The following is a 19,135-nucleotide window of genomic DNA, read 5'->3' on the forward strand; positions in this document are numbered from 1 at the left end:
GTTGACATAGGAGTTAGCAACAAAAAAGCAAGCTGTTAGAGATGTCATTCTGTTGATACTCGCCGTCCATGGAATGACTAACTGATTAGGGGCGAGATTAGGAGCTTTTATGAATCAAGTGATTGTGGAATCAATGCAATGGAACGCATTAACGCACATTGCCGATGTCAGACCGATCGATGATAGTGATAGCGCATGTTTGGAAGAAGTACGTCAAGTATTACTCAAGTACAACTGTCTGGAGCGATTTGGTATTTCATTGTTGCATAGCCATTTTGAACTGCGTGATGATGAAATTTTACTCGAAACAACAGATCTTGAAAAAAGAGAACATTGGGTGAGGCCAGTGACACATACCTACTTACGTGAGAATAAAATTACAGCTCAAACCACTGTAATTGGTTTCGACGAAAAAGGGTATCATCAACACTGCGGCTGTAATCCTCGCTCGACGGGCCACCACCATCTTTGAAAGAAAGCGGTACCTGCTGCCGAATCTCTGCAATAGCGTTCATTTTGCAGTGGCACATTGAGATTCGGTATAACAAATGCGTTTGTTCCGCTCTGGTATGGAGCATAACAAGGAGTCCAAAAGGTAGGAAGCCCAAATGGCTGCCCCAGCAGGAATCGAACCTGCAACTGCCCCTTAGGAGGGGGCCGTTATATCCATTTAACTATAGGGCAATGGCGCTGAATTCTATCAGAAAATACCGGCGAACCGGAAGGATTGATTTTCAGATGCATTTGAAACCCTATATCGCTATAAAAAAAGCACTAAGACAGGTAAAATGCCCCTGCTTTTTTGGCCCAGCATCCACTTAATACCCAACAAGCTTCTAGCCAGCCAAGCCCCGCTGAGGATATGGCACTATGTTCATCCTCTGAACCATTGGCTTAAGTAATCCGTATTAATAGTTGAGCATTTTACTCGGGTATTATACAATACCCCCAGGCATATGGCCCAATAGCGTGCAGAGCAAGCAATTCAGTACGATAACAACAATGATGCCATTGATACGAAACAACGACAGCAGTGAGACAAAGTTATGACCGAGCAGATCCATGAGGCGTTATCCCGCAAATACGAAGCGGGTTTTGTCTCTGATATTGAATCAGAAACCTTTGCCGCGGGCCTGGATGAGGATGTGATTCGTCGTATTTCAGCCATGAAAGAAGAGCCTGAGTGGATGCTTGAATGGCGCTTGCGCGCTTACCACAATTGGCTGACGATGGAAGAACCGGATTGGGCTCATGTGAAGTATCCCAAAATGGATTATCAGGCTATTTCCTATTTTTCATCGCCCAAGAGCATGAAAGACAAGCCAAAATCGTTGGACGAAGTCGACCCGGAGCTGCTGCGAGTTTATGAAAAGCTGGGCATTCCATTGTACGAACAGGAGATGCTGGCAGGTGTGGCCGTGGATGTGGTGTTCGACTCCGTCTCGGTAGTCACCACTTTTCGGGAAAAATTAAAAGAAGCGGGCGTTATTTTCTGCCCTATTTCTGAAGCTATTAAAGAATACCCCGAACTGGTTAAAAAGTATCTAGGCTCGGTGGTTCCCCGCTCAGACAATTACTTTGCCGCGCTGAACAGTGCAGTCTTTACCGATGGCTCTTTTGTCTACATTCCCAAAGGTGTGCGCTGCCCCATGGAATTGTCGACCTATTTCCGTATTAACGAGCAAAATACCGGTCAGTTCGAGCGCACGCTCATTATTGCCGATGAAGGCAGTTATGTCAGCTACCTGGAGGGCTGCACAGCACCTCAGCGCGATGAAAATCAACTGCATGCAGCAGTGGTAGAGTTGGTAGCAATGGATGATGCACAGATTAAATATTCCACCGTACAAAACTGGTACCCAGGCGATGAAGACGGCAAAGGCGGTATTTATAACTTTGTGACCAAACGCGGCCTTTGCCATCGGAATGCCAAAATTTCCTGGACTCAGGTGGAAACCGGCTCGGCTGTTACCTGGAAATACCCCAGCTGCATTCTTAAAGGCGATAACAGCGTCGGCGAGTTTTACTCGGTGGCTCTGACCCGCGGTCATCAGCAGGCAGATACCGGCACCAAGATGATCCACCTGGGGAAGAACACCAAATCCACCATCATCTCGAAAGGTATTAGCGCCGGCCAAAGCAACAACGCATATCGTGGCCTGGTGCATATGGGCCCGAAAGCCGATGGAGCCCGTAACTTTACCGAGTGTGATTCGCTATTGATTGGCGATCGCTGTGGTGCACATACTTTCCCATACATTGAAAGTCGCAACCCAACCGCGAAGGTGGAGCACGAAGCTACCACCTCAAAAGTGAGCGATGATCAGCTGTTTTTGTGCAAACAACGAGGGCTGGATACGGAGAAAGCCGTGTCGATGATCGTCAACGGTTTCTGCAAAGAGGTCTTTAAAGAATTGCCAATGGAGTTCGCCGTGGAAGCGGGCAAATTACTCGAAATCAGTCTCGAAGGCTCAGTAGGATAATAGATAGATGCTAACCATTAAAAACCTGCACGCTCGTGTTGAACAAAAAAACATTCTTAACGGCTTGGATCTAACCATTCAACCCGGTGAAGTCCACGCCATTATGGGGCCAAATGGCGCCGGTAAGAGTACCCTGGGCTATGTCCTCTCTGGTCGTGAAGGCTATGAGGTACTGGATGGTGAGGTGTTGTTGCAGGGTGAAAACCTGCTGGAGCTCGATATCGAAGAGCGTGCCCGTCATGGCCTGTTTCTGGCGTTTCAGTACCCGGTAGAGATCCCTGGCGTCAGCAATATGGAGTTTATGAAAGAGTCAGTGAACACCATGCGTCAGCAGCGCGGTGAAGAGCCATTGAGTGCAGCCGAGTTCCTGAAAAAAGCCAAAGCAGCTTGCCAGCAAGTTAAGTTACCACTGGACTTTCTCAAGCGTGGTGTTAATGAAGGTTTTTCTGGCGGTGAGAAGAAACGCAATGAAATCATGCAGATGATTCTGCTTGAACCCAGCCTCTGTATTTTGGATGAATCCGACTCTGGTTTGGATGTTGATGCCTTGCAAGTGGTTGCCAATGGTGTCAACAGCCAGCGGGATGGCAAACGTAGCTTTGTGGTTATCACCCACTACCAACGCCTGCTCGATTACATTGAACCTGATTTTGTGCATATCCTAGCCAATGGCAAGGTAGTAAAAAGCGGCGATGCGAGCCTGGCTAAACAAATTGAAAAAGAAGGCTACGCCTTCCTTGGGCTGGATAGCAGCGAGGAGGCCAAGGCATGAGTGCATGGCTGCAACAGGTATTGCACCGGGGGCAAGCCATTTCGGACTGGTTAAGCCCGGTTCGCCGTCAGGCGCTGCAGGCACTGAATGATACAACCTGGCCTGGCCGTCGTACTGAACAATGGAAATACACCTCCTTATCTGCGGTCGAAGATTTGGCTTTGGCTACAGGTCAGAGCCAGTCCCAACCAGAGGTTGAAACCATTGATGGTATCGATAGCCTGGATCTGTTGTTTGTCGATGGCGAACTGCGCACTGATTTGACCACACTTAATCTGCCGGCAGGATTACACGTAAGTCAGTTGGAGCAGGCCGATGCCTTGCATCAAGTAGCAGCAACCAGCCTGTACGCTCAAATCAAACCTAAGCGTCACCTCTTTGGTTTGGTCAACGATGTATTGGCTCAAAACATCCTCTTTATTCGCATTGAACAGGACTGCCACATCCAGCAACCAATCCGCATTATCAGCCATAGCAGCGATGGTCATGAATCGCACCAGCGCGTACTGGTTCAGCTTGGCAATAAGGCAAAAGCAAGCATCATTGAACAAACCCAGGGACAGAGCAACAGTCTGAGCACTGGGTTTACCGAGTTTGATTTGGGTGAACACGCACAACTGGAGCATTACCGCCTGCTTATGCATACCAAGCAGGCTATCTACTTTGGCGGTTGTCATTTCTGCCTGCATGATCAGGCCCGCCTTGACAGCACCCTGATCGGTTATGGCAGTCAGTTGTCGCGCACCGATGTCGATGTGATTCACAACGGCGAGCATGCCAATGCTAAGCTGAATGCGGTGTATTTGCTGGCTGAAGGCGAGCATTTCGATTTACATACTACCATCGAGCATGCCAAGCCCAATGGCACCACCAATGAAAACGTACGTGGTATTGTTGGTGATAAAGCCAATGCAGTATTCAATGGCCGCATTCATATCCATCGCGATGCTCAAAAAACACTGGCAGAGTTGAACAACCGTAACCTGTTGCTATCGCGTCGTGGTCAAATCAATACCAAGCCCGAATTGGAAATTTATGCCGATGATGTGCAGTGTGCACATGGTGCCACCGTGGCAGAAATTGAAGAAGAAGCCCTTTATTACTTGCGCTCGCGCGGAATTTCACGCTCGCAGGCATTGATCATGCTGAACTTTGGCTTTATTCAGGAGCTAATCAACCAGATGCCAAACCAGCAACTGGCCCATTGGCTGGCACCACAGTTACGTGCCCGCTTTAAGGAGATGGAAGTTCGATGAATGCAGCCCTACGCCCATTTGATGTAGCCGCCATTCGGGCTGAGTTTCCAATTTTACAACAGCAACTGGAAGGCAAACCACTGGTTTATCTGGACAACGCTGCCACCACCCAAAAGCCCATGGCGGTAATACAGGCCATTACAGATTATTACAGCCAGTGCAACGCCAATGTGCATCGTGGTGCTCACCAGTTGGCAGATGAAGCCACCCGCCGCTTTGAGCTTAGCCGGGATAAAGTAGCTAGCTTTATACAAGCCTACGATCGCTGCGAGGTGATCTGGACCAGCGGCACTACCGAAGCCATCAATATCGTAGCCAATGGCATCGCACAGCGCCTGAAACCCAGTGATGAAGTTCTGGTGACGGAAATGGAGCACCATGCCAATCTGGTCACCTGGCAACAGGCATGCCTGCGTAGTGGTGCCAGCTTAAAAATAGTGCCTATCCACGACAATGGTGCTTTGGATACTGAAGCCTTTGCAGCCCTGCTATCAGCCAATACCAGGCTGGTTGCCCTACCCCATGTCTCCAACGCACTTGGCACCGTGAATCCCATTCAGGATTTAACCAGGCTTGCCAAAGCCCATGGTGCACTGGTCCTGATCGATGGTGCTCAGGGCATTGCGCATGGTGGCGTCAATGTCCGCGAGATAGGCTGTGACTTTTACGCTTTCTCGGGTCATAAAGTATTTGGCCCAACTGGCGTTGGTGTACTTTGGGGCAAAGCAGAAGTGCTGCAAGACTGGCCGGTATGGCAAACCGGTGGGGAAATGATTGCTCAGGTAACTTACCACAACGCGACCTGGGGCGAGTTACCCAACCGATTGGAAGCTGGTACCCCCAACATAGCCGGCGTGATTGGTCTGGCAGCGGCTATTGATTGGTTAACTCAGTTTGATGTATCGGCCATCCAGGCACACGAGCGCGCCCTGCTGGCTTACGCAACAACGCTGGCAACCGACTTTGAAGGCATCCAACTGGTGGGTACCGCTGCCGATAAGATCGGTGTTTTTAGCTTTGTGCTGCAAGGCAGTCACCCGGCAGATGTCGGCTTTCTGCTCGATAAACAAGGTATTGCCATTCGCACTGGTTCACACTGCGCCCAACCGCTGATGCAGCGTCTGGGCCTACCCGGCACCGCCAGAGCCTCATTTTCGGTGTACAATACCTTGGAAGAAGTGGACGCCCTATTCCGCGCATTAAAGAAAACCCAGCGTATGCTCGCTTAAGGATAGATTATGCAGGTAGAAACCTTTACCCCAAGCAAGACAGTTAGTGGCGATGCAGTGCAGCTGACAGATGCCGCTATCCGCCACTTTGAAAGCAAAGTCGCAAAAACTCCTGGCCATGTGGTGCGATTATCCACCAAAACCAGTGGCTGCACCGGCTATGCCTATGTTCTGGATATTGTCGCACAAGCTACAGCTGGCGATACTGAGCTGCATGTCAGTGAACAGCTGACGTTTTGCATTGCAGCTGATGCGCTGCCGCTGGTGCGCAACACGGAAATTGATTACGTCAAAGAAGGCTTAAACGGTGTGTTGAAGTTCAACAATCCGAATGTGGTCGCAGAATGTGGTTGCGGCGAAAGCTTTAATGTGAGCTAAGCAGCACTGCTGTGCTGCTGCTGTTTGCTCTGCAGGTGGATGAATGCAACAAAAAATAGTTTCTACCGAGCGCGATTGCATCGTGCGGCGGGTTCCCAATGGGGATAAGCAGCTTATCCCCGAGGGAGAGTTTGTCACCATTACCCAGGATCTGGGAGGTAACTTTACCATCACCTGGCGCGGTAACATGTACCGGGTAGACGGTACCGATGCCGATGCGATTGGCCGCAAACCACTCAAGCTGGAGTTCAGCACACCCAAAGATGACAAAATCGAAGAACGTCAGATCTATCAGGCGCTTGAAACTGTTTACGATCCAGAGATCCCGATCAATTTATTGTCACTGGGGCTGATCTACCGGGTTAAGGTAGAGCAATCAGACCATAGCGTTCATATTGATATGACCCTGACCGCACCTGCATGCGGTATGGGGCCAGTCCTGGTTGGCGACGTAGAGCACCGGGTTAGTATGGTACCCAACGTGAAAAAAGTGCAGGTGAACCTGGTGTTTGATCCGGCCTGGTCACGTGAAATGATGAGCGAAGAAGCCCAATTGGAAGCCGGCCTGTTCTTTTAATCTGAATGCAACTATTACAAGAGTGTTTTATGACCTTACCAAGCCATCAAGATATCGTAGACGACATTGCTTTTTTTGATGACTGGGAGCAACGCTATCAGTACATCATTGATCTGGGAAAAAGCATTCCTGCACTGGACGAACACTACAAGACCGATGCCTTGTTGGTCCCTGGCTGCCAAAGCAAAGTTTGGTTATTAAGCCAGTGCAAAGATGGTGTCTTGCAATTTCAGGCCGACAGCGATGCAGTCATTGTCAATGGCTTGCTGGCGATTGTATTGGCTGCTTATCACAACCAAACTCCTGCCAACATTCTGGCTTTTGACATTGATAACTATTTTAAAGCATTGGATTTAGAGCGCCATATCAGCCCTACCCGTGGTAATGGCTTGCGTGCCATTGTTGGGAAAATTCAGGCACTGGCTAAAGCGCAGCAATCAGCTTGAGTCCAAGCAGGCTTAAGGCCGAATTTGGTTTAAAACCAGATGAGGAATAAAGCCCGTGGCGCTGCTGCTGATAGACTGAGTGTCCAGCTGTACCACCCTGGCCTGAATTTCCATACCACGCTCAGTGGTCACCAGGGTCCCGGTTAGAATTGCATCCATCTCCAGCTGTTTTGCCAGTAAGCGGGCATCCCGGGATAAAGCAAAATCACCGTGCGGGCCAACCCACAGGCGACTGGTTAGCTTGTGCTCTACGACAGTAACCCCATGCTGTGGCAACAAAGTACGGAGCAATTCCGACAGCTGGTTGCCAAGCGGTGTGCTTTGGCTTAGGGTTTCATCCAGCTCGACAAAGCTGCTGATAGCCAATCGCTGCCCTTTGACCGCATCGGCCTGAGCCAGTTGATACGCCAGTTGGTCCGCGTAATGTTGCAATCGTTTTTGACTCTGAGCCCAGTATGGCATCTGGTAGCTGGCTGGTTCACTTTGTTCAGCCGTTGCCGGCACCCTGTACCAGGGAGTTGGCTCTGGCAACGTTACCGGCTCTGGGTCGATAGTCTGACAATGGGAAGCCCCACAAAATGATAAGTTACTGCAAGCGGCAAGTATCAGCGGCACTAAGCAAATCAAACCCCGCATCATTCAGCCCCCTGCTGCAGGATCACCCGCTGTTGGCGTTCAGAAGGCTGCAAGCCGGCGATCACAGCTTGAGGAATAAACCCCTGAGCCGAAGCCAGTACCCGCTTTGAGTCAATACCGACCAAACGCGCATTCACCATAACACCGGATTGATGCCGGACTAAAGTTCCACCAAGCACATACTCAATGGGCTGCTCTTCACGCAGCTCCAGAAAATCACGACTAAAAACAAAGTCGCCTTGTGGGGTGACCCGAATAAAGTCGGTGGTTTTAAAGTCTATCTGCTCCAAACCAAACTGATGCACTTCATGCATAAAGCTTTCAGCCAGTTGATTGCCAAGCAGATCGGTATCGTCATAGGCTCCATCAAGATAGACGAAACTGGTCACGGCAAAGACCGAATCAGCAATAGACGGGCTCATCACTGCAATCAGATCATGCATCATGCCTTGGACATAATGATTCAGCGAGCGACGCTGCTCCCCCTGGTAACGCTGCTCTAGCCGAGCTTCAGCCCGACGATTGCTGCTGTAGCTCGCTTGTTGGCTAACCAGGCTCTGGTAATAACTGGCATCCGCCGCAGACTGTGCCGGAGCTGTTGCCGGCGCCACTTGCAAGGAGCGGTCGCGGTAATCCTGCCACTTTTGCTGCGATGCACAGCTTGTTAGCAATAAGCTGATAGCCAGCCCCATGATTCCTTTGTGCATAATACCGCTGCGCATAGTACCCTCGCTTTCGAATTAATGAGACGACCGGTAAATCATTTGCTGACGTAGTTGTACCTGCTTGGCAGATCCTAATACCGCAGTTGGGATTTGATCGGCAGCAGCTGCCACTACCCGGTTCGTCTTTGTATCGACCAGTCGTGCATTAACTATAGTAAAATCTTCATGTTGTGACAGGGTTCCGGCAATGATGTAGCGGATGTTTTGTTCTGTTGCCAGGCTGGCTAGTTGCCTGGTTAGCAAACTATCATGTTGGCTATGCAACTGCAGGCTCTGGCCGGCCCGAAACTCAGTGACCTGATAGCCAAGCTGGCTGGCCACTGTCAGCATACTTTCCTGCAGCTGCAAGCCTAAATGGCGCATCCGTACATTGGTGGCATCCGGTTGCAGGGTTGCGCTGTCGGTAAAGGTAACGGCGGTCATGCTACCATGTGGCAGTGCAGGTAAGTCCCTAAGCAACTGCTCTGCCAACCGCTCCGTATAAAACAGCACAGGATCAAGGCGTGGTTTTGCCGCAGTATCGGCACTTTGTTGCCTTGCAGGAGACTGACTGCATGCAGTCAGCGTAAGCGCCAGTGTTAGAAGTAGCCAAATTTTCACGGTACGGCCTCTGGAATGATCCTTTACTGGCAGAAGCAATACAAAAACAGTGCCAAGCTTGCAGCAAGCACTAAACCGAGAAAGGATACTGGATCGCAGGATGATGCTGATAGCCTTCAACCCGAAAATCGTCCATGCTTACCCAGGTTTCCAGATCCTGCAACGATTGGATTTTTGGGTTGATAATAAGCTTGGGTGCCGGATAAGGATCCCGTTTTAACTGCACATCCCGCATCAAAGTTAGTTGGTCTTCATAGATATGTGCATTGACAATTTTATGATACGCCTTACCCGGCTTCACACCACAAATTTGCGCCATCAGAGCAAGAAAGGCAAATACCTGTACCTGATTAAAGTTCAGTCCCAAAGGTACATCGCAGGAGCGCTGATAACTGGTCAAATAGAGGGTATCTTCCAGTAAGGAGAAAGTATGAGTATGCATGCATGGACGCAAACAGCCACGGTCAAATTCCCCCGGATTGTAAAAAGTAATGATTTCGCCACGGTCGTCCTTGCCTTGGCGTAAATCATCCACCACTTTTTTTAACTGATCGATCACCTGCCCCTCAGGCCCGGCCCACGCCCGGCCCTGAACACCATAAACCCGCCCCATATCATCAACGCCTTTGCGATGAGGGTTCGCCAGCCAGGCAGCATTATCATTGGCATTGGCATCCCAGGTTTTGGTACCAAGGGCTCTGAAATCAGCCGCATTGCTGTAACCGCGTAGGTAGCCCAGCAGCTCCGCAACGGCTGCTTTCCAGTAACTTTTCCGGGTTGTAATCAACGGGAACTCATTGTTGCCAACATCGTATTCCAGATCGGCGTTAATCACCGTCAGGCATCGCTTACCAGTGCGCTCATTGTATACCCAGCGTCCTTCGTCCAGGATACGCTGACACAGTGTTAAATAGTTTTTCATGCCGTCCTCGCTGCTGCGTTTTTGTGTGTCTGGCTGTAGATAATAAGTCCAAGCCCAGCCAGTATCATTGGCAGACAGAGCCACTGCCCCATGGTCATCCCAAGTGACAAAACACCTAAATGTGCATCTGGCTCACGGAAAAACTCGACAATAAAGCGGGCCACGCCATAACCTAACAAAAAGACGCCTCCCAGAGTGCCTCTGGCTGGCTTAAAGTGACGTACCAACAGGATGATCACAAACAGCAGAATCCCTTCCAGAGCGACATGGTACAACTGCGATGGATGCCGCGGCAGTGGACCCGCACCAGGAAATACCATGCCCCAGGGAACATCGGTCACCCGTCCCCAGAGCTCGGCATTAATAAAATTACCGATGCGACCAGCGGCTAATCCCAGCGGGATTAACGGGGCAACAAAATCCCCAAGTGCCAGATAGTCCTTGCGGTACTTGCGGGCAAACAAAGCCATGGCAACCAACACGCCCAGTAAACCACCATGAAACGACATACCACCAGTCCATATTTTTACCAGATACAATGGATCGGCCAAAAAACTATCAAATTGATAAAACAGCACATAACCGATGCGGCCGCCTAAGATAACCCCCAAAAAACCATAAAACAGCAGATCACTCACCTGCTGTTTGTCCCAGCCAGAGGCGGGTGCCCTGGCCTGACGGTTTGCCAGCCACCAGGCAATCAAAAAAGCCACCAGATACATCAAACCATACCAATGAACGGCCACTGGGCCAATACTGATAGCAACGGGATCGATACTTGGGTAATTCAGAAAAGTCTGTGACATGAGCTCTGTTAAATCCTGCTTAAGCGAAAAACATGCGAAGCGCAACCAGCATCAGAAAAACACCAAAAAAGCGTTTTATTTTCATCACTGGTAGCTGCTGTGTTAAACGGGCTCCGACAGGAGCCGTGAAAATAGATGTCAGGATAATACCAAACATCGCTGGTAAATAGATAAAGCCAAGGAATCCATCGCTCAGTTGATACTGCTGCCAGCCAGCAATAACATAGCCCAGAGTGCCAAAAAGTGCGATGGCTACCCCACTGGCGGCAGCACAGCCAATGGCTCGCTTCATATCAACCGAATAATAATTAAGTACTGGTACAAACAAAGCCCCGCCACCAATACCAAGCAAACTGGCCAGGCCTCCCAAAACACCGGATGCGCCAATAACAGCAGAGTTGCCGGGTAAAGCCCGTTTGCCAATCACGGAGCGTGAAGCCAGCATCCGCAATGCAATTAAAGTAACCGCTACTGCGAAAATCCGTTGCAACACAACACCATCGACCAAATGCGCAAGATAACCAACACACCAGGCACCAACTGCAGAGCCGAGCATAATACGGCTGGCTAAAGGCCAGGGTACATTCCCCCACTTATGATGGGCCCGGATGGATGAAGTAGCAGTAATCACAATAGAGCCAAGCGAAGTGGCAATCGCCACCAACATGGCATGCTCAGGGGCAACGATACCAAAGGCAGGCAACAGTACCAACAACACTGGTACGACAATCAAACCGCCACCGATGCCTAACAAGCCGGCCAACAAACCGACGATAGCCCCCATCAGGGCAGAAATAATAATGATACTGAGCAAGGAGTGTGTCCCATTAAAAAAGTTAAGCCTAGTCTACCAGTTTCAACACAAGGTCGCAGCTTAGGAACGCAGCTGAGCAGTTAATGATTTCTGCTCGAGGAAGCGGTGTACTTTATTTCTGACTTCTTTGGGCGACTCGCTATCGAGTGCATCTCGCAACACAGTCTGTAGTTCTTTCAGGCTTACCCGCCTTAACAACCATTTAATTTTTGCCAACTGACTGCTGTTCATACTGAAGGAATCGTATCCCATCGCGGCCAACAGCAACACACCGGCAGGTTCACCCGCCAGCTCACCACAAATGCTGGTAGGTAACTGCAATGCCTGCAACTGCTGTCCCATCTGGTAAAGCGCACGAAGCACAGCGGGATGCATGGCATCGTATAAACTGGCCACCCGGGCATTGTTCCGATCCACCGCCAACAGATACTGGGTTAAATCATTGGTACCCACCGAGCAAAAATCAACCTTAGCGGCTAACTCGGTCAACTGATACATGATGGAAGGCACTTCTATCATCACACCGACTTTGGGCTTGGCCAATTCCAGGGCCAGTTCGTCGCCCACTTCAAAGCAAGCTTGCCTAATCAGACGTATGGACTCATCTATCTCCGACAAGTCGGAGATCATTGGCAACAAAATGTGCAAATTATTGGATTGAATACTGGCTTTTAACATAGCGCGGATTTGCACCAAAAAAATCTCAGGATGATCGAGGGTCAAACGGATGCCGCGCCAACCTAAAAACGGGTTTTCCTCATTGATAGCAAAATAAGGCAAAGGCTTGTCGCCACCCACATCCAGAGTTCGCATGATCACCGGCTTCCCTGGGTAAGCATTCAACATCCCTTGGTACAGCTCGACTTGCTCCTGCTCTGTTGGGAACTGATTGCGGACGATAAACGGAAACTCTGTCCGATATAGGCCAACGCCATCGCTCACATCGCTGTTGCTTTGATCTGGGTCGACAGCAAGGCCGGCATTGATCATCAAAGAAAAGCGATGACCACACAGGGACTGAGCAGCCAGGTCAACTTCAGCCTGGTAATGCGCTGATAATTCGGCATCTTCACTGATAAGCTGTTGGTATTCTGCATAAATGGCTTCAGCGGGATCCAATAAAATTTGCCCCTGGTAACCATCCACAATCAAACGAAGCCCTTGCCATTGCATCAGGGATAAACCCTCTACCCCCATGACGGCAGGAATACCCAAAGCTCTGGCCATAATAGCTGCATGCGAGTTCACTGAGCCACAAAGCGAAATAACAGCAACCAGCTGCGCTCTGGGAACTTCTGCCAACATAGATGCCGTGACATTTTCAGCAACCAGTACTACTTTTTCGGGCAGCTTGAATTGTCGCTTTTCGGTATCGAGCAAATGAATAAGCACACGCTCACCCAGGTCACGAATATCGGTTGCCCTCTCTTTGAAGTAGGCGTCTTCCATATCCTCAAACTGGCGGGCAAACTTCTCCACCACCCGCTTGAGGGCACTTTTAGCACACCATCCTTCGGCAATTTGCTGCTCAATTTCATTGCCGAGACTGGCAGCATCCAGCAACTGCTGGTACACATCAAAAATGGCCAGAGCATCGGTTGGCAGATGATCTGCCATGCGCTCAGATAAACGCTTAAACTCGGCTTTAGTTATTTTTACCGCCCGATAAAAACGCGATAGCTCTTTATCTGGCTCCTCCGAACGCTGCAAGGAAACTGCATTAAAGTCACAGGCAGGCTGCAACACAAAGGCTTCACCTATGGCAATGCCGGGTGCACCTGGCAGACCATTCAACTGGCTGGAACGGCTTTTCGAGCCAGTGCCACTGCTGGCAAGTTCACGGAGCTCTGCATTGGCGAGCACAGCGGCTAGCTGTGCGCCCAGTGTCACCAGAAAAGACTCTTCATCCTCGCTAAAAACACGCTCCGTGCCTTGTTGGATGGTTAAAACCCCCAAAACTTTGCGGTGATGAATAATAGGACAGCCTAAAAAAGCAGAAAAGCGATCCTCACTGACTTCAGGAGTCACTTTAAAGCGGGGATGTTGCTGTGCAGCAGCCAGATTAATGGGTTCTTCTCTTTGTCCAACCCAACCAATCAGTCCTTCTGAAAAACCAATGGCAACCTTCCCAACCGCATCAGGGTTAAGACCATCGGTTGCCATCAGCATAAAATGTTGTTGATCGTAATTCGCAAGATAAACCGAGCAGCACTCCGTTTTGAGTGCTTGCTTCACATCCGCAACCAGCCCCGACAACGCCCTGCTCAGAACAGGCTCTTGTGCCACATCCTGAACAATGCGTCTTAACTGGCTAAGCATGACCATGGTTTATCCATCCGAGTTACCCTTTTTGTTTTCCTGTTTTACGGGGAAACGGCAAAGCGATCGGGGCAAACTCTTTCATAACTTTACGGTACACATCGCGTTTGAAAGCAACAACCTGGCGTACAGGATACCAGTAACTCACCCAGCGCCAGCCATCAAACTCTGGGTGCGTGGTTTTTGCCAGGTCTACATCGCCGTCAGGGCAGGTTAATCGCAATAAAAACCACTTTTGCTTTTGCCCAATGCAGACAGGGTTACTGTCTCGCCGAATCAGTCGTTTTGGCAGCCGATAACGAAGCCAATGCTTAGTTACCGCTAGAATTTCAACATCCTCTGCCTTTAAACCTACTTCCTCATTCAGCTCACGGTACATGGCTTGTTCAGGGGTTTCCCCTTGATCAATGCCCCCTTGCGGGTATTGCCACGAGTGCTGTCCGTATCGTCTTGCCCAAAACACCTGTCCCTGGTGATTGCAGATCACTATGCCGACATTGGCCCGAAAACCTTCGGCATCAATCACATAAACCTCGAGCTTATTTACAGCAGCTATACCAAAGATTCTTTCACAAAGTCTGAAAGACGGCAATCTCTATTTTCTTGCCGCGTCACAACAAAGTTACCCACAGAAAGTGCAGCTGACAAGATGAAATGTGCACTTCTTCACAGTATCTGTGCATAACACTGTGAAAAACCATGGTTTAATCCACGAACAACTTCTATCAGATGACGTAACCTACCGAGAAAGTCCAAAAATAACAATATATATCATGCAATTACAGATTCACCTAAGAGACGGAAGTCACTATTATCTGTGCATAACACAGATCGCTGACTTTTTACGCAACGGCCAAAATTGCTTCGTGTTATGCTGCATTCATCGACAGACTTACCTTTAGTGTCCATGAATCCACCAAAAACAACGAATGAACTTATGCAACGCTGCCAGGCTCTGGCCGGTTTAACCCTTGGTCAGCTAGCCAGGCAACTGGGAGCTGCTGTTCCGGCCAACTTAAAAAAAGATAAGGGCTGGGCTGGCCAGCTTATAGAGCAGGCTTTAGGTGCAAGCTCGGCTTCCAAAGCTGAGCCGGACTTCCCTCATTTAGGCATTGAATTAAAGACCCTGCCCATCGATCAACACGGAAAACCATTAGAAAGTACCTATGTTTGTGTGGCTCCTCTTACCGGGCTTACACAGCAGCGTTGGCAAGACTCCTGGGTTTGCCAAAAGCTAAGTCATGTGCTTTGGCTGCCATTGCTTGCTGAGCGCAGTATTCCGGTAGCCGAGCGCGTCATTGGCACCGGCTTTTTATGGCGGCCGGATGCGCGTGAAATGCAGTTATTACAACAGGATTGGGAAGAGTTGATGGACCTGATTACGTTGGGGGGAATCGATCAGATCCGGGGGACACATGGCCAGGTCCTGCAACTCAGGCCCAAAGCAGCTAATAGCAGGGCACTCACCTCAGCTTATGGCACCTCCGGGCAACCAATCAAGGCTTTACCCAGAGGCTTCTATCTTAAAACAGCCTTCACTCAGCAAGTGTTGCGGAAAGTTTTCTGCTAATGCTTGTTGAAGTGCAAAACCTTACTTTCCAACAATCCGGCTAATGATCATATTTCTCAATAATTTTTTGATACCGTCCACTGGCCTTAATCTCTGCCAGCCCCTGATTAAAAGCCTGGACTGTTGCTTCGTCGACCGACTCTTTGCTGAACATCACATAGACTTCAGAGCTGCCAAGGCTGATGCCATGCGGCTCGATGAACTGATCCAGACCTTTACGCCGCAATATGGATGCACCAACAAAACTGTCTTCTAAAAAGCCATCTATTTCTTCATCAATTAAGCGGGCCATATTCATTTCGCTGATAATAGCGCCGACAAACTGGTTGTGGTAACTATCATTGGTATAAAGGCTGGTAATTTCGTCACCATAAAAGTACTCATTGACTATCCCCAGCTTATGACCCGCTTCAACGAACTCGGTGATGGTCTGGTACGGCAGATTGCCTTCGTAACGCCGTACGTAGAGGATAAAGCGCTCTTCACGGTAAGGATCAGAAAAATGAGCATACTGCTGGCGGTCCTCGGTCATGGAAGCACCCAGGACAAAATCAACCTCCCCATTACGTAAAGCATTTAATAATTCAACCCAGGTGGCTTGCTGCTTTGTTACCGAGCAGCCCATGGTCTCAGCAATGGCATGCACAATCTCAACATCCAGACCGGTGACAACATTACCAACACCAATGTATTGGTATGGCTCCCAAGCATCGAACCCCATGGTAAGCCGGCATTCCTGCAGCGGGGTACTTTGCGGTTCCTGGGAAGCCTGACTGATCTCCAGCGGTTCGGTGTCATCTGTGAGGCTGGGTGGTTGTACCTGAGGTTCGCAACCCACTAAGAAAAAAACAGTAGAAAACACTACAAGCAAGAAACATTTCATAAAACACCTCTGCAATTTGTGTAACTACTTCAAGCTTAGTGGAAATTTAGAAAATTTCCTCTTGCATCAACCTCTTTTCCTTAAATCACTCCACTTTGATAGCTTGCTTTTTATCCGATGCATTAGCTTCTGCTTGAGCCTGCGACGGCACAGCTTTAGCCGGAGCTGCAACCAAGACCGCCAGTTTTCGACGCCAACCTTTGGCCTGACGCCAATCCAACCACAGCAAGCGCCATTCATCAAAAGTAATAATCAGCGGATTGTAGGATTGAAAATCTGTGGTAATGCCATAGCGACAAGCCTCTTCGCTGCTTTCGGCAGCAAAAGTACCAAACAGCTTGTCCCATAGAATCAAAACTCCGCCAAAGTTCTTATCGATGTATCTGGAGTTGCTGGCATGATGCACCCGATGATGGGATGGAGTGTTCAACACCCACTCCAACCAGCCCAGTTTTTGTACCGCTTGTGTATGCACAAAAAACTGAAATGCCAGATTGAGCGCCACTACAGCAAGTACCAGCCAGGGAGAAAAACCCAGCAACATCATTGGCAACCAAAACAGCCACATACCTGATACCGGATACATCAGACTTTGGCGAAAAGCGGTACTGAAATTTAAGTGCCTGGAACTGTGATGCACAATATGTGATGCCCAAAACCAGCGAATGTGATGCGAAGCACGATGAAACCAGTAATACAGAAAGTCTTGCATCAAAAAAGCCAGCAGCAAGGTCCAGGCATTGAGCGGAATATCCAGTAACCGGTATTGAAACAGCCACCAGTAAAATGGCAGCAGCAACAGCAAGGTTAATAATTCAGCCGCCTGGTGCATCAGCGCCAGGGCAGCATTGGCAAGTGTATCCCGCCATTGATACCAATCTAACCGTAAGCGCAGCCCATACCAACACTCCAAAGCGACCAGTGTCAGAAAAACCGGGCTTAACGCCAATAAGATCCATTCAGCCTGCACCATACAAAGCTGCCGTCCCGTTTAACTGTGCCATACTTATAGCAAAATATTGTTTCAAATGCGAAATACTCACAGGTAATCAAGCATGAATGATCCCTATCAGGCTATCTTGCAACAAGCCATGCAACTGGCAGAACAAAGCAGCTGGGAGGCTTTACGACTTCGTGATATCGCCCAGGCTCTGAATATTACCCTGCTGGATATACAGCATCATTTCAAGCAGAAAGATGATTTGGTGGATGCATGGTTTGATCTGGCCGACCAAGCCATGCTGGCCTGCCAACACAGGCCTGACTTTGAACATTGTACCCCTCAGGAAAAATTACAAACCGCCATCATGCAGTGGCTCAATGCCCTGGCTGCACACCGTCAGGTTACCAGGCAGATGCTCTATTACAAACTGGAGCCTGGTCATGTTCATTTGCAGGCAGCGGCATTACTGCGGATCAGTCGTACAGTGCAATGGCTGCGTGAGCTGGCCGATCTGAAAGCACAGAACATGACCCGGATTGAACAAGAGATTTTCCTGTCCGCTTTGTTCAGCTCTACGTTTGTTTGCTGGCTAACCACAAAAGAGCCAGCCAGTCGTGCTGCTCATCAATGGCTTCAGCGCGGCTTACAACTTGGCCGCTGGCGCAACCTTTGGCATTGATGCTCAAAAGATCAAAAAAACAGAATGATTGAAGCTAATTTTAGCAGTTATTATTCGTTTTTCACTCTGCTACAGTCCCTCTATCGATAGATTAAGGAGTACATTATGGGATTGTTAGTTGAAGGCAAATGGCAGGATGACTGGTACGATACCAAAAAGAGTGCCGGTAAATTTCAACGTCAGGATGCCAGTTTTCGAAGTAACATAACGCCATCACAGCAAGCCAATGCCAGTCGTTACCAACTGTATGTCTCGCTGGCTTGTCCCTGGGCACACCGGACTTTAATTTTTCGTCAATTGAAATCGCTACAATCTCTGATCGATGTGACTGTGGTATCCCCTATTATGCTGCAACATGGCTGGGAGTTTGCTGGTGACAACGGAGACAAGGAACCATTATATGCAGCCAGCTATTTGCATCAGCTGTACACCAAAGCCAAGCCAGATTACAGCGGTCGGGTTACAGTGCCGGTGTTATGGGACAAAACCAAAGGCAGCCTGATCAATAACGAATCGGCCGATATTCTGCGAATTTTCAACAATGCTTTCAATCATCAAACCGGTAATCAGCTTGATTTTTATCCACGAGCACTGCAAGCCAGCATCGATAAAGTCAATGAGTGGGTTTATCACGACATCAACAACGGGGTCTACAAAGCAGGTTTTGCCACAACACAAACAGCGTATCAGGAAGCGTTCACTGCCTTGTTTAAAGCCCTGGATAAAGCAGAGCAGTTATTAAGTGAACAACGCTTTTTAACCGGTGATTATCTGACAGAAGCAGACTGGCGTTTGTTTACCACCCTGATCCGATTTGATGCGGTCTATGTTGGGCATTTCAAATGCAACCAGCGCCGTATCGCAGACTACCCGGTGCTGAGCAATTACCTGCGCTCTTTGTATCAATTGCCCGGTATTGCCGATACGGTGAACTGGTCCCATATTAAACGGCATTACTACATCAGTCACCCGATGATTAATCCAACCCAAATCGTCCCTGCCGGACCAGATCTTGATTTTAGCGCCTCTCATAACAGAGGCTTATGGTCGCTTGAGCAAGTGGTGATGAAGGCCAGTTAGCTACAGGTCTTCATCCT

At 49.2% G+C, this 19,135-nt stretch carries 21 protein-coding genes and 1 tRNA gene; 11 read left to right on the top strand and 11 right to left on the bottom strand.

What is annotated here, in order from left to right; genetic code table 11:
- The first annotated feature begins 109 nt into the window (after positions 1-109).
- Complete coding sequence (locus tag ABC502_RS10875) at positions 110-472, top strand: hypothetical protein (protein ID WP_345915910.1); 363 nt, start codon at positions 110-112, stop codon at positions 470-472.
- A gap of 137 nt (positions 473-609) precedes the next feature.
- Here the strand turns inward: ABC502_RS10875 and ABC502_RS10880 are convergent.
- Positions 610-684 (bottom strand) — tRNA-Arg (locus ABC502_RS10880).
- A gap of 362 nt (positions 685-1,046) precedes the next feature.
- Between ABC502_RS10880 and sufB the strand changes: the two genes are divergently transcribed.
- The 7 genes from sufB to ABC502_RS10915 are packed head-to-tail and all read left to right on the top strand — an operon-like array spanning position 1,047 to position 7,141.
- Entirely contained in the window at positions 1,047-2,483 is a 1,437-nt protein-coding gene (sufB, locus tag ABC502_RS10885) for a Fe-S cluster assembly protein SufB (protein WP_330088213.1), read from the top strand.
- A gap of 7 nt (positions 2,484-2,490) precedes the next feature.
- Positions 2,491-3,255, top strand: a complete 765-nt coding sequence (gene sufC, locus ABC502_RS10890; RefSeq protein WP_330088214.1) for a Fe-S cluster assembly ATPase SufC — start codon at positions 2,491-2,493, stop codon at positions 3,253-3,255.
- Entirely contained in the window at positions 3,252-4,511 is a 1,260-nt protein-coding gene (sufD, locus tag ABC502_RS10895) for a Fe-S cluster assembly protein SufD (RefSeq protein ID WP_345915911.1), read from the top strand. Before sufC ends, sufD begins: the two co-directional genes overlap by 4 nt.
- Complete coding sequence (locus ABC502_RS10900; RefSeq protein WP_345915912.1) at positions 4,508-5,740, top strand: SufS family cysteine desulfurase; 1,233 nt, start codon at positions 4,508-4,510, stop codon at positions 5,738-5,740. Before sufD ends, ABC502_RS10900 begins: the two co-directional genes overlap by 4 nt.
- A gap of 9 nt (positions 5,741-5,749) precedes the next feature.
- Positions 5,750-6,118 (top strand): iron-sulfur cluster assembly accessory protein, encoded by a 369-nt coding sequence (locus ABC502_RS10905; protein WP_345915913.1) that lies wholly within the window; start codon positions 5,750-5,752, stop codon positions 6,116-6,118.
- A gap of 43 nt (positions 6,119-6,161) precedes the next feature.
- Positions 6,162-6,695 carry a putative Fe-S cluster assembly protein SufT gene (sufT, locus tag ABC502_RS10910; protein ID WP_345915914.1) on the top strand — a complete coding sequence of 178 codons (534 nt, stop codon included), beginning with the start codon at positions 6,162-6,164 and terminating at the stop codon, positions 6,693-6,695.
- A gap of 29 nt (positions 6,696-6,724) precedes the next feature.
- Entirely contained in the window at positions 6,725-7,141 is a 417-nt protein-coding gene (locus tag ABC502_RS10915) for a SufE family protein (RefSeq protein ID WP_330088219.1), read from the top strand.
- A 12-nt stretch (positions 7,142-7,153) separates the two neighbouring features.
- On the opposite strand, the gene ABC502_RS10920 is transcribed toward ABC502_RS10915, so the two are convergent.
- The 8 genes from ABC502_RS10920 to rppH all read right to left on the bottom strand — a co-directional run bounded on the left by ABC502_RS10920 (position 7,154) and on the right by rppH (position 14,489).
- Positions 7,154-7,780, bottom strand: a complete 627-nt coding sequence (locus tag ABC502_RS10920; protein ID WP_330088220.1) for a FlgO family outer membrane protein — start codon at positions 7,778-7,780, stop codon at positions 7,154-7,156.
- On the bottom strand, positions 7,777-8,484 hold the full coding sequence (locus tag ABC502_RS10925) for a FlgO family outer membrane protein (protein WP_330088221.1): 708 nt from the start codon (positions 8,482-8,484) through the stop codon (positions 7,777-7,779). Before ABC502_RS10925 ends, ABC502_RS10920 begins: the two co-directional genes overlap by 4 nt.
- Positions 8,485-8,517: 33 nt before the next feature.
- Entirely contained in the window at positions 8,518-9,102 is a 585-nt protein-coding gene (locus tag ABC502_RS10930; protein ID WP_345915915.1) for a FlgO family outer membrane protein, read from the bottom strand.
- A gap of 70 nt (positions 9,103-9,172) precedes the next feature.
- On the bottom strand, positions 9,173-10,024 hold the full coding sequence (locus ABC502_RS10935) for a thymidylate synthase (RefSeq protein ID WP_345915916.1): 852 nt from the start codon (positions 10,022-10,024) through the stop codon (positions 9,173-9,175).
- The gene (lgt, locus tag ABC502_RS10940; protein WP_345915917.1) at positions 10,021-10,830 is read right to left on the bottom strand and encodes a prolipoprotein diacylglyceryl transferase; all 810 of its coding nucleotides are present in this window, start codon (positions 10,828-10,830) and stop codon (positions 10,021-10,023) included. Before lgt ends, ABC502_RS10935 begins: the two co-directional genes overlap by 4 nt.
- Positions 10,831-10,849: 19 nt before the next feature.
- Entirely contained in the window at positions 10,850-11,644 is a 795-nt protein-coding gene (locus ABC502_RS10945; RefSeq protein ID WP_330088225.1) for a sulfite exporter TauE/SafE family protein, read from the bottom strand.
- Positions 11,645-11,704: 60 nt separating this feature from the next.
- Complete coding sequence (gene ptsP, locus ABC502_RS10950) at positions 11,705-13,963, bottom strand: phosphoenolpyruvate--protein phosphotransferase (protein ID WP_345915982.1); 2,259 nt, start codon at positions 13,961-13,963, stop codon at positions 11,705-11,707.
- A 22-nt stretch (positions 13,964-13,985) separates the two neighbouring features.
- Entirely contained in the window at positions 13,986-14,489 is a 504-nt protein-coding gene (rppH, locus tag ABC502_RS10955; RefSeq protein ID WP_330088226.1) for an RNA pyrophosphohydrolase, read from the bottom strand.
- Positions 14,490-14,870: 381 nt separating this feature from the next.
- On the opposite strand from rppH, the gene mutH reads away from it, so the two are divergent.
- Positions 14,871-15,533 (top strand): DNA mismatch repair endonuclease MutH, encoded by a 663-nt coding sequence (gene mutH / locus ABC502_RS10960; RefSeq protein ID WP_345915918.1) that lies wholly within the window; start codon positions 14,871-14,873, stop codon positions 15,531-15,533.
- A 40-nt stretch (positions 15,534-15,573) separates the two neighbouring features.
- Here mutH and ABC502_RS10965 read toward each other — a convergent pair whose 3' ends face one another.
- Together ABC502_RS10965 and ABC502_RS10970 are read right to left on the bottom strand one after the other, a co-directional pair.
- Positions 15,574-16,416 carry a transporter substrate-binding domain-containing protein gene (locus ABC502_RS10965; protein WP_330088228.1) on the bottom strand — a complete coding sequence of 281 codons (843 nt, stop codon included), beginning with the start codon at positions 16,414-16,416 and terminating at the stop codon, positions 15,574-15,576.
- Between the two features lie 85 nt (positions 16,417-16,501).
- Entirely contained in the window at positions 16,502-17,386 is an 885-nt protein-coding gene (locus tag ABC502_RS10970; RefSeq protein ID WP_330088313.1) for a sterol desaturase family protein, read from the bottom strand.
- An 85-nt stretch (positions 17,387-17,471) separates the two neighbouring features.
- Here ABC502_RS10970 and ABC502_RS10975 point away from each other — a divergent pair, with 85 nt between their 5' ends.
- Together ABC502_RS10975 and ABC502_RS10980 are read left to right on the top strand one after the other, a co-directional pair.
- On the top strand, positions 17,472-18,038 hold the full coding sequence (locus ABC502_RS10975) for a TetR family transcriptional regulator (protein WP_345915919.1): 567 nt from the start codon (positions 17,472-17,474) through the stop codon (positions 18,036-18,038).
- 105 nt (positions 18,039-18,143) lie between these two features.
- Positions 18,144-19,118, top strand: coding sequence for a glutathione S-transferase family protein (locus ABC502_RS10980; protein ID WP_345915920.1), 975 nt, complete (start codon positions 18,144-18,146; stop codon positions 19,116-19,118).
- The last annotated feature ends 17 nt before the right edge of the window (positions 19,119-19,135 follow it).

The organism is Alkalimonas sp. NCh-2, assembly GCF_039631345.1.
Taxonomy (GTDB): domain Bacteria; phylum Pseudomonadota; class Gammaproteobacteria; order Enterobacterales; family Alteromonadaceae; genus Alkalimonas; species Alkalimonas mucilaginosa.

What these genes read in the sequence shown, in the direction of transcription:
- ABC502_RS10920 (WP_330088220.1), bottom strand. Translation starts at nt 7,780, where the DNA reads ATGATGCGGGGTTTGATTTGCTTAGTGCCGCTGATACTTGCCGCTTGC.
- ABC502_RS10905 (WP_345915913.1), top strand. Translation starts at nt 5,750, where the DNA reads ATGCAGGTAGAAACCTTTACCCCAAGCAAGACAGTTAGTGGCGATGCA.
- ABC502_RS10935 (WP_345915916.1), bottom strand. Translation starts at nt 10,024, where the DNA reads ATGAAAAACTATTTAACACTGTGTCAGCGTATCCTGGACGAAGGACGC.
- ABC502_RS10900 (WP_345915912.1), top strand. Translation starts at nt 4,508, where the DNA reads ATGAATGCAGCCCTACGCCCATTTGATGTAGCCGCCATTCGGGCTGAG.
- mutH (WP_345915918.1), top strand. Translation starts at nt 14,871, where the DNA reads ATGAATCCACCAAAAACAACGAATGAACTTATGCAACGCTGCCAGGCT.
- ptsP (WP_345915982.1), bottom strand. Translation starts at nt 13,963, where the DNA reads ATGCTTAGCCAGTTAAGACGCATTGTTCAGGATGTGGCACAAGAGCCT.
- ABC502_RS10915 (WP_330088219.1), top strand. Translation starts at nt 6,725, where the DNA reads ATGACCTTACCAAGCCATCAAGATATCGTAGACGACATTGCTTTTTTT.
- ABC502_RS10925 (WP_330088221.1), bottom strand. Translation starts at nt 8,484, where the DNA reads ATGCACAAAGGAATCATGGGGCTGGCTATCAGCTTATTGCTAACAAGC.
- ABC502_RS10980 (WP_345915920.1), top strand. Translation starts at nt 18,144, where the DNA reads ATGGGATTGTTAGTTGAAGGCAAATGGCAGGATGACTGGTACGATACC.
- ABC502_RS10965 (WP_330088228.1), bottom strand. Translation starts at nt 16,416, where the DNA reads ATGAAATGTTTCTTGCTTGTAGTGTTTTCTACTGTTTTTTTCTTAGTG.
- sufB (WP_330088213.1), top strand. Translation starts at nt 1,047, where the DNA reads ATGACCGAGCAGATCCATGAGGCGTTATCCCGCAAATACGAAGCGGGT.
- sufD (WP_345915911.1), top strand. Translation starts at nt 3,252, where the DNA reads ATGAGTGCATGGCTGCAACAGGTATTGCACCGGGGGCAAGCCATTTCG.
- ABC502_RS10875 (WP_345915910.1), top strand. Translation starts at nt 110, where the DNA reads ATGAATCAAGTGATTGTGGAATCAATGCAATGGAACGCATTAACGCAC.
- sufT (WP_345915914.1), top strand. Translation starts at nt 6,162, where the DNA reads ATGCAACAAAAAATAGTTTCTACCGAGCGCGATTGCATCGTGCGGCGG.
- lgt (WP_345915917.1), bottom strand. Translation starts at nt 10,830, where the DNA reads ATGTCACAGACTTTTCTGAATTACCCAAGTATCGATCCCGTTGCTATC.
- sufC (WP_330088214.1), top strand. Translation starts at nt 2,491, where the DNA reads ATGCTAACCATTAAAAACCTGCACGCTCGTGTTGAACAAAAAAACATT.
- ABC502_RS10975 (WP_345915919.1), top strand. Translation starts at nt 17,472, where the DNA reads ATGAATGATCCCTATCAGGCTATCTTGCAACAAGCCATGCAACTGGCA.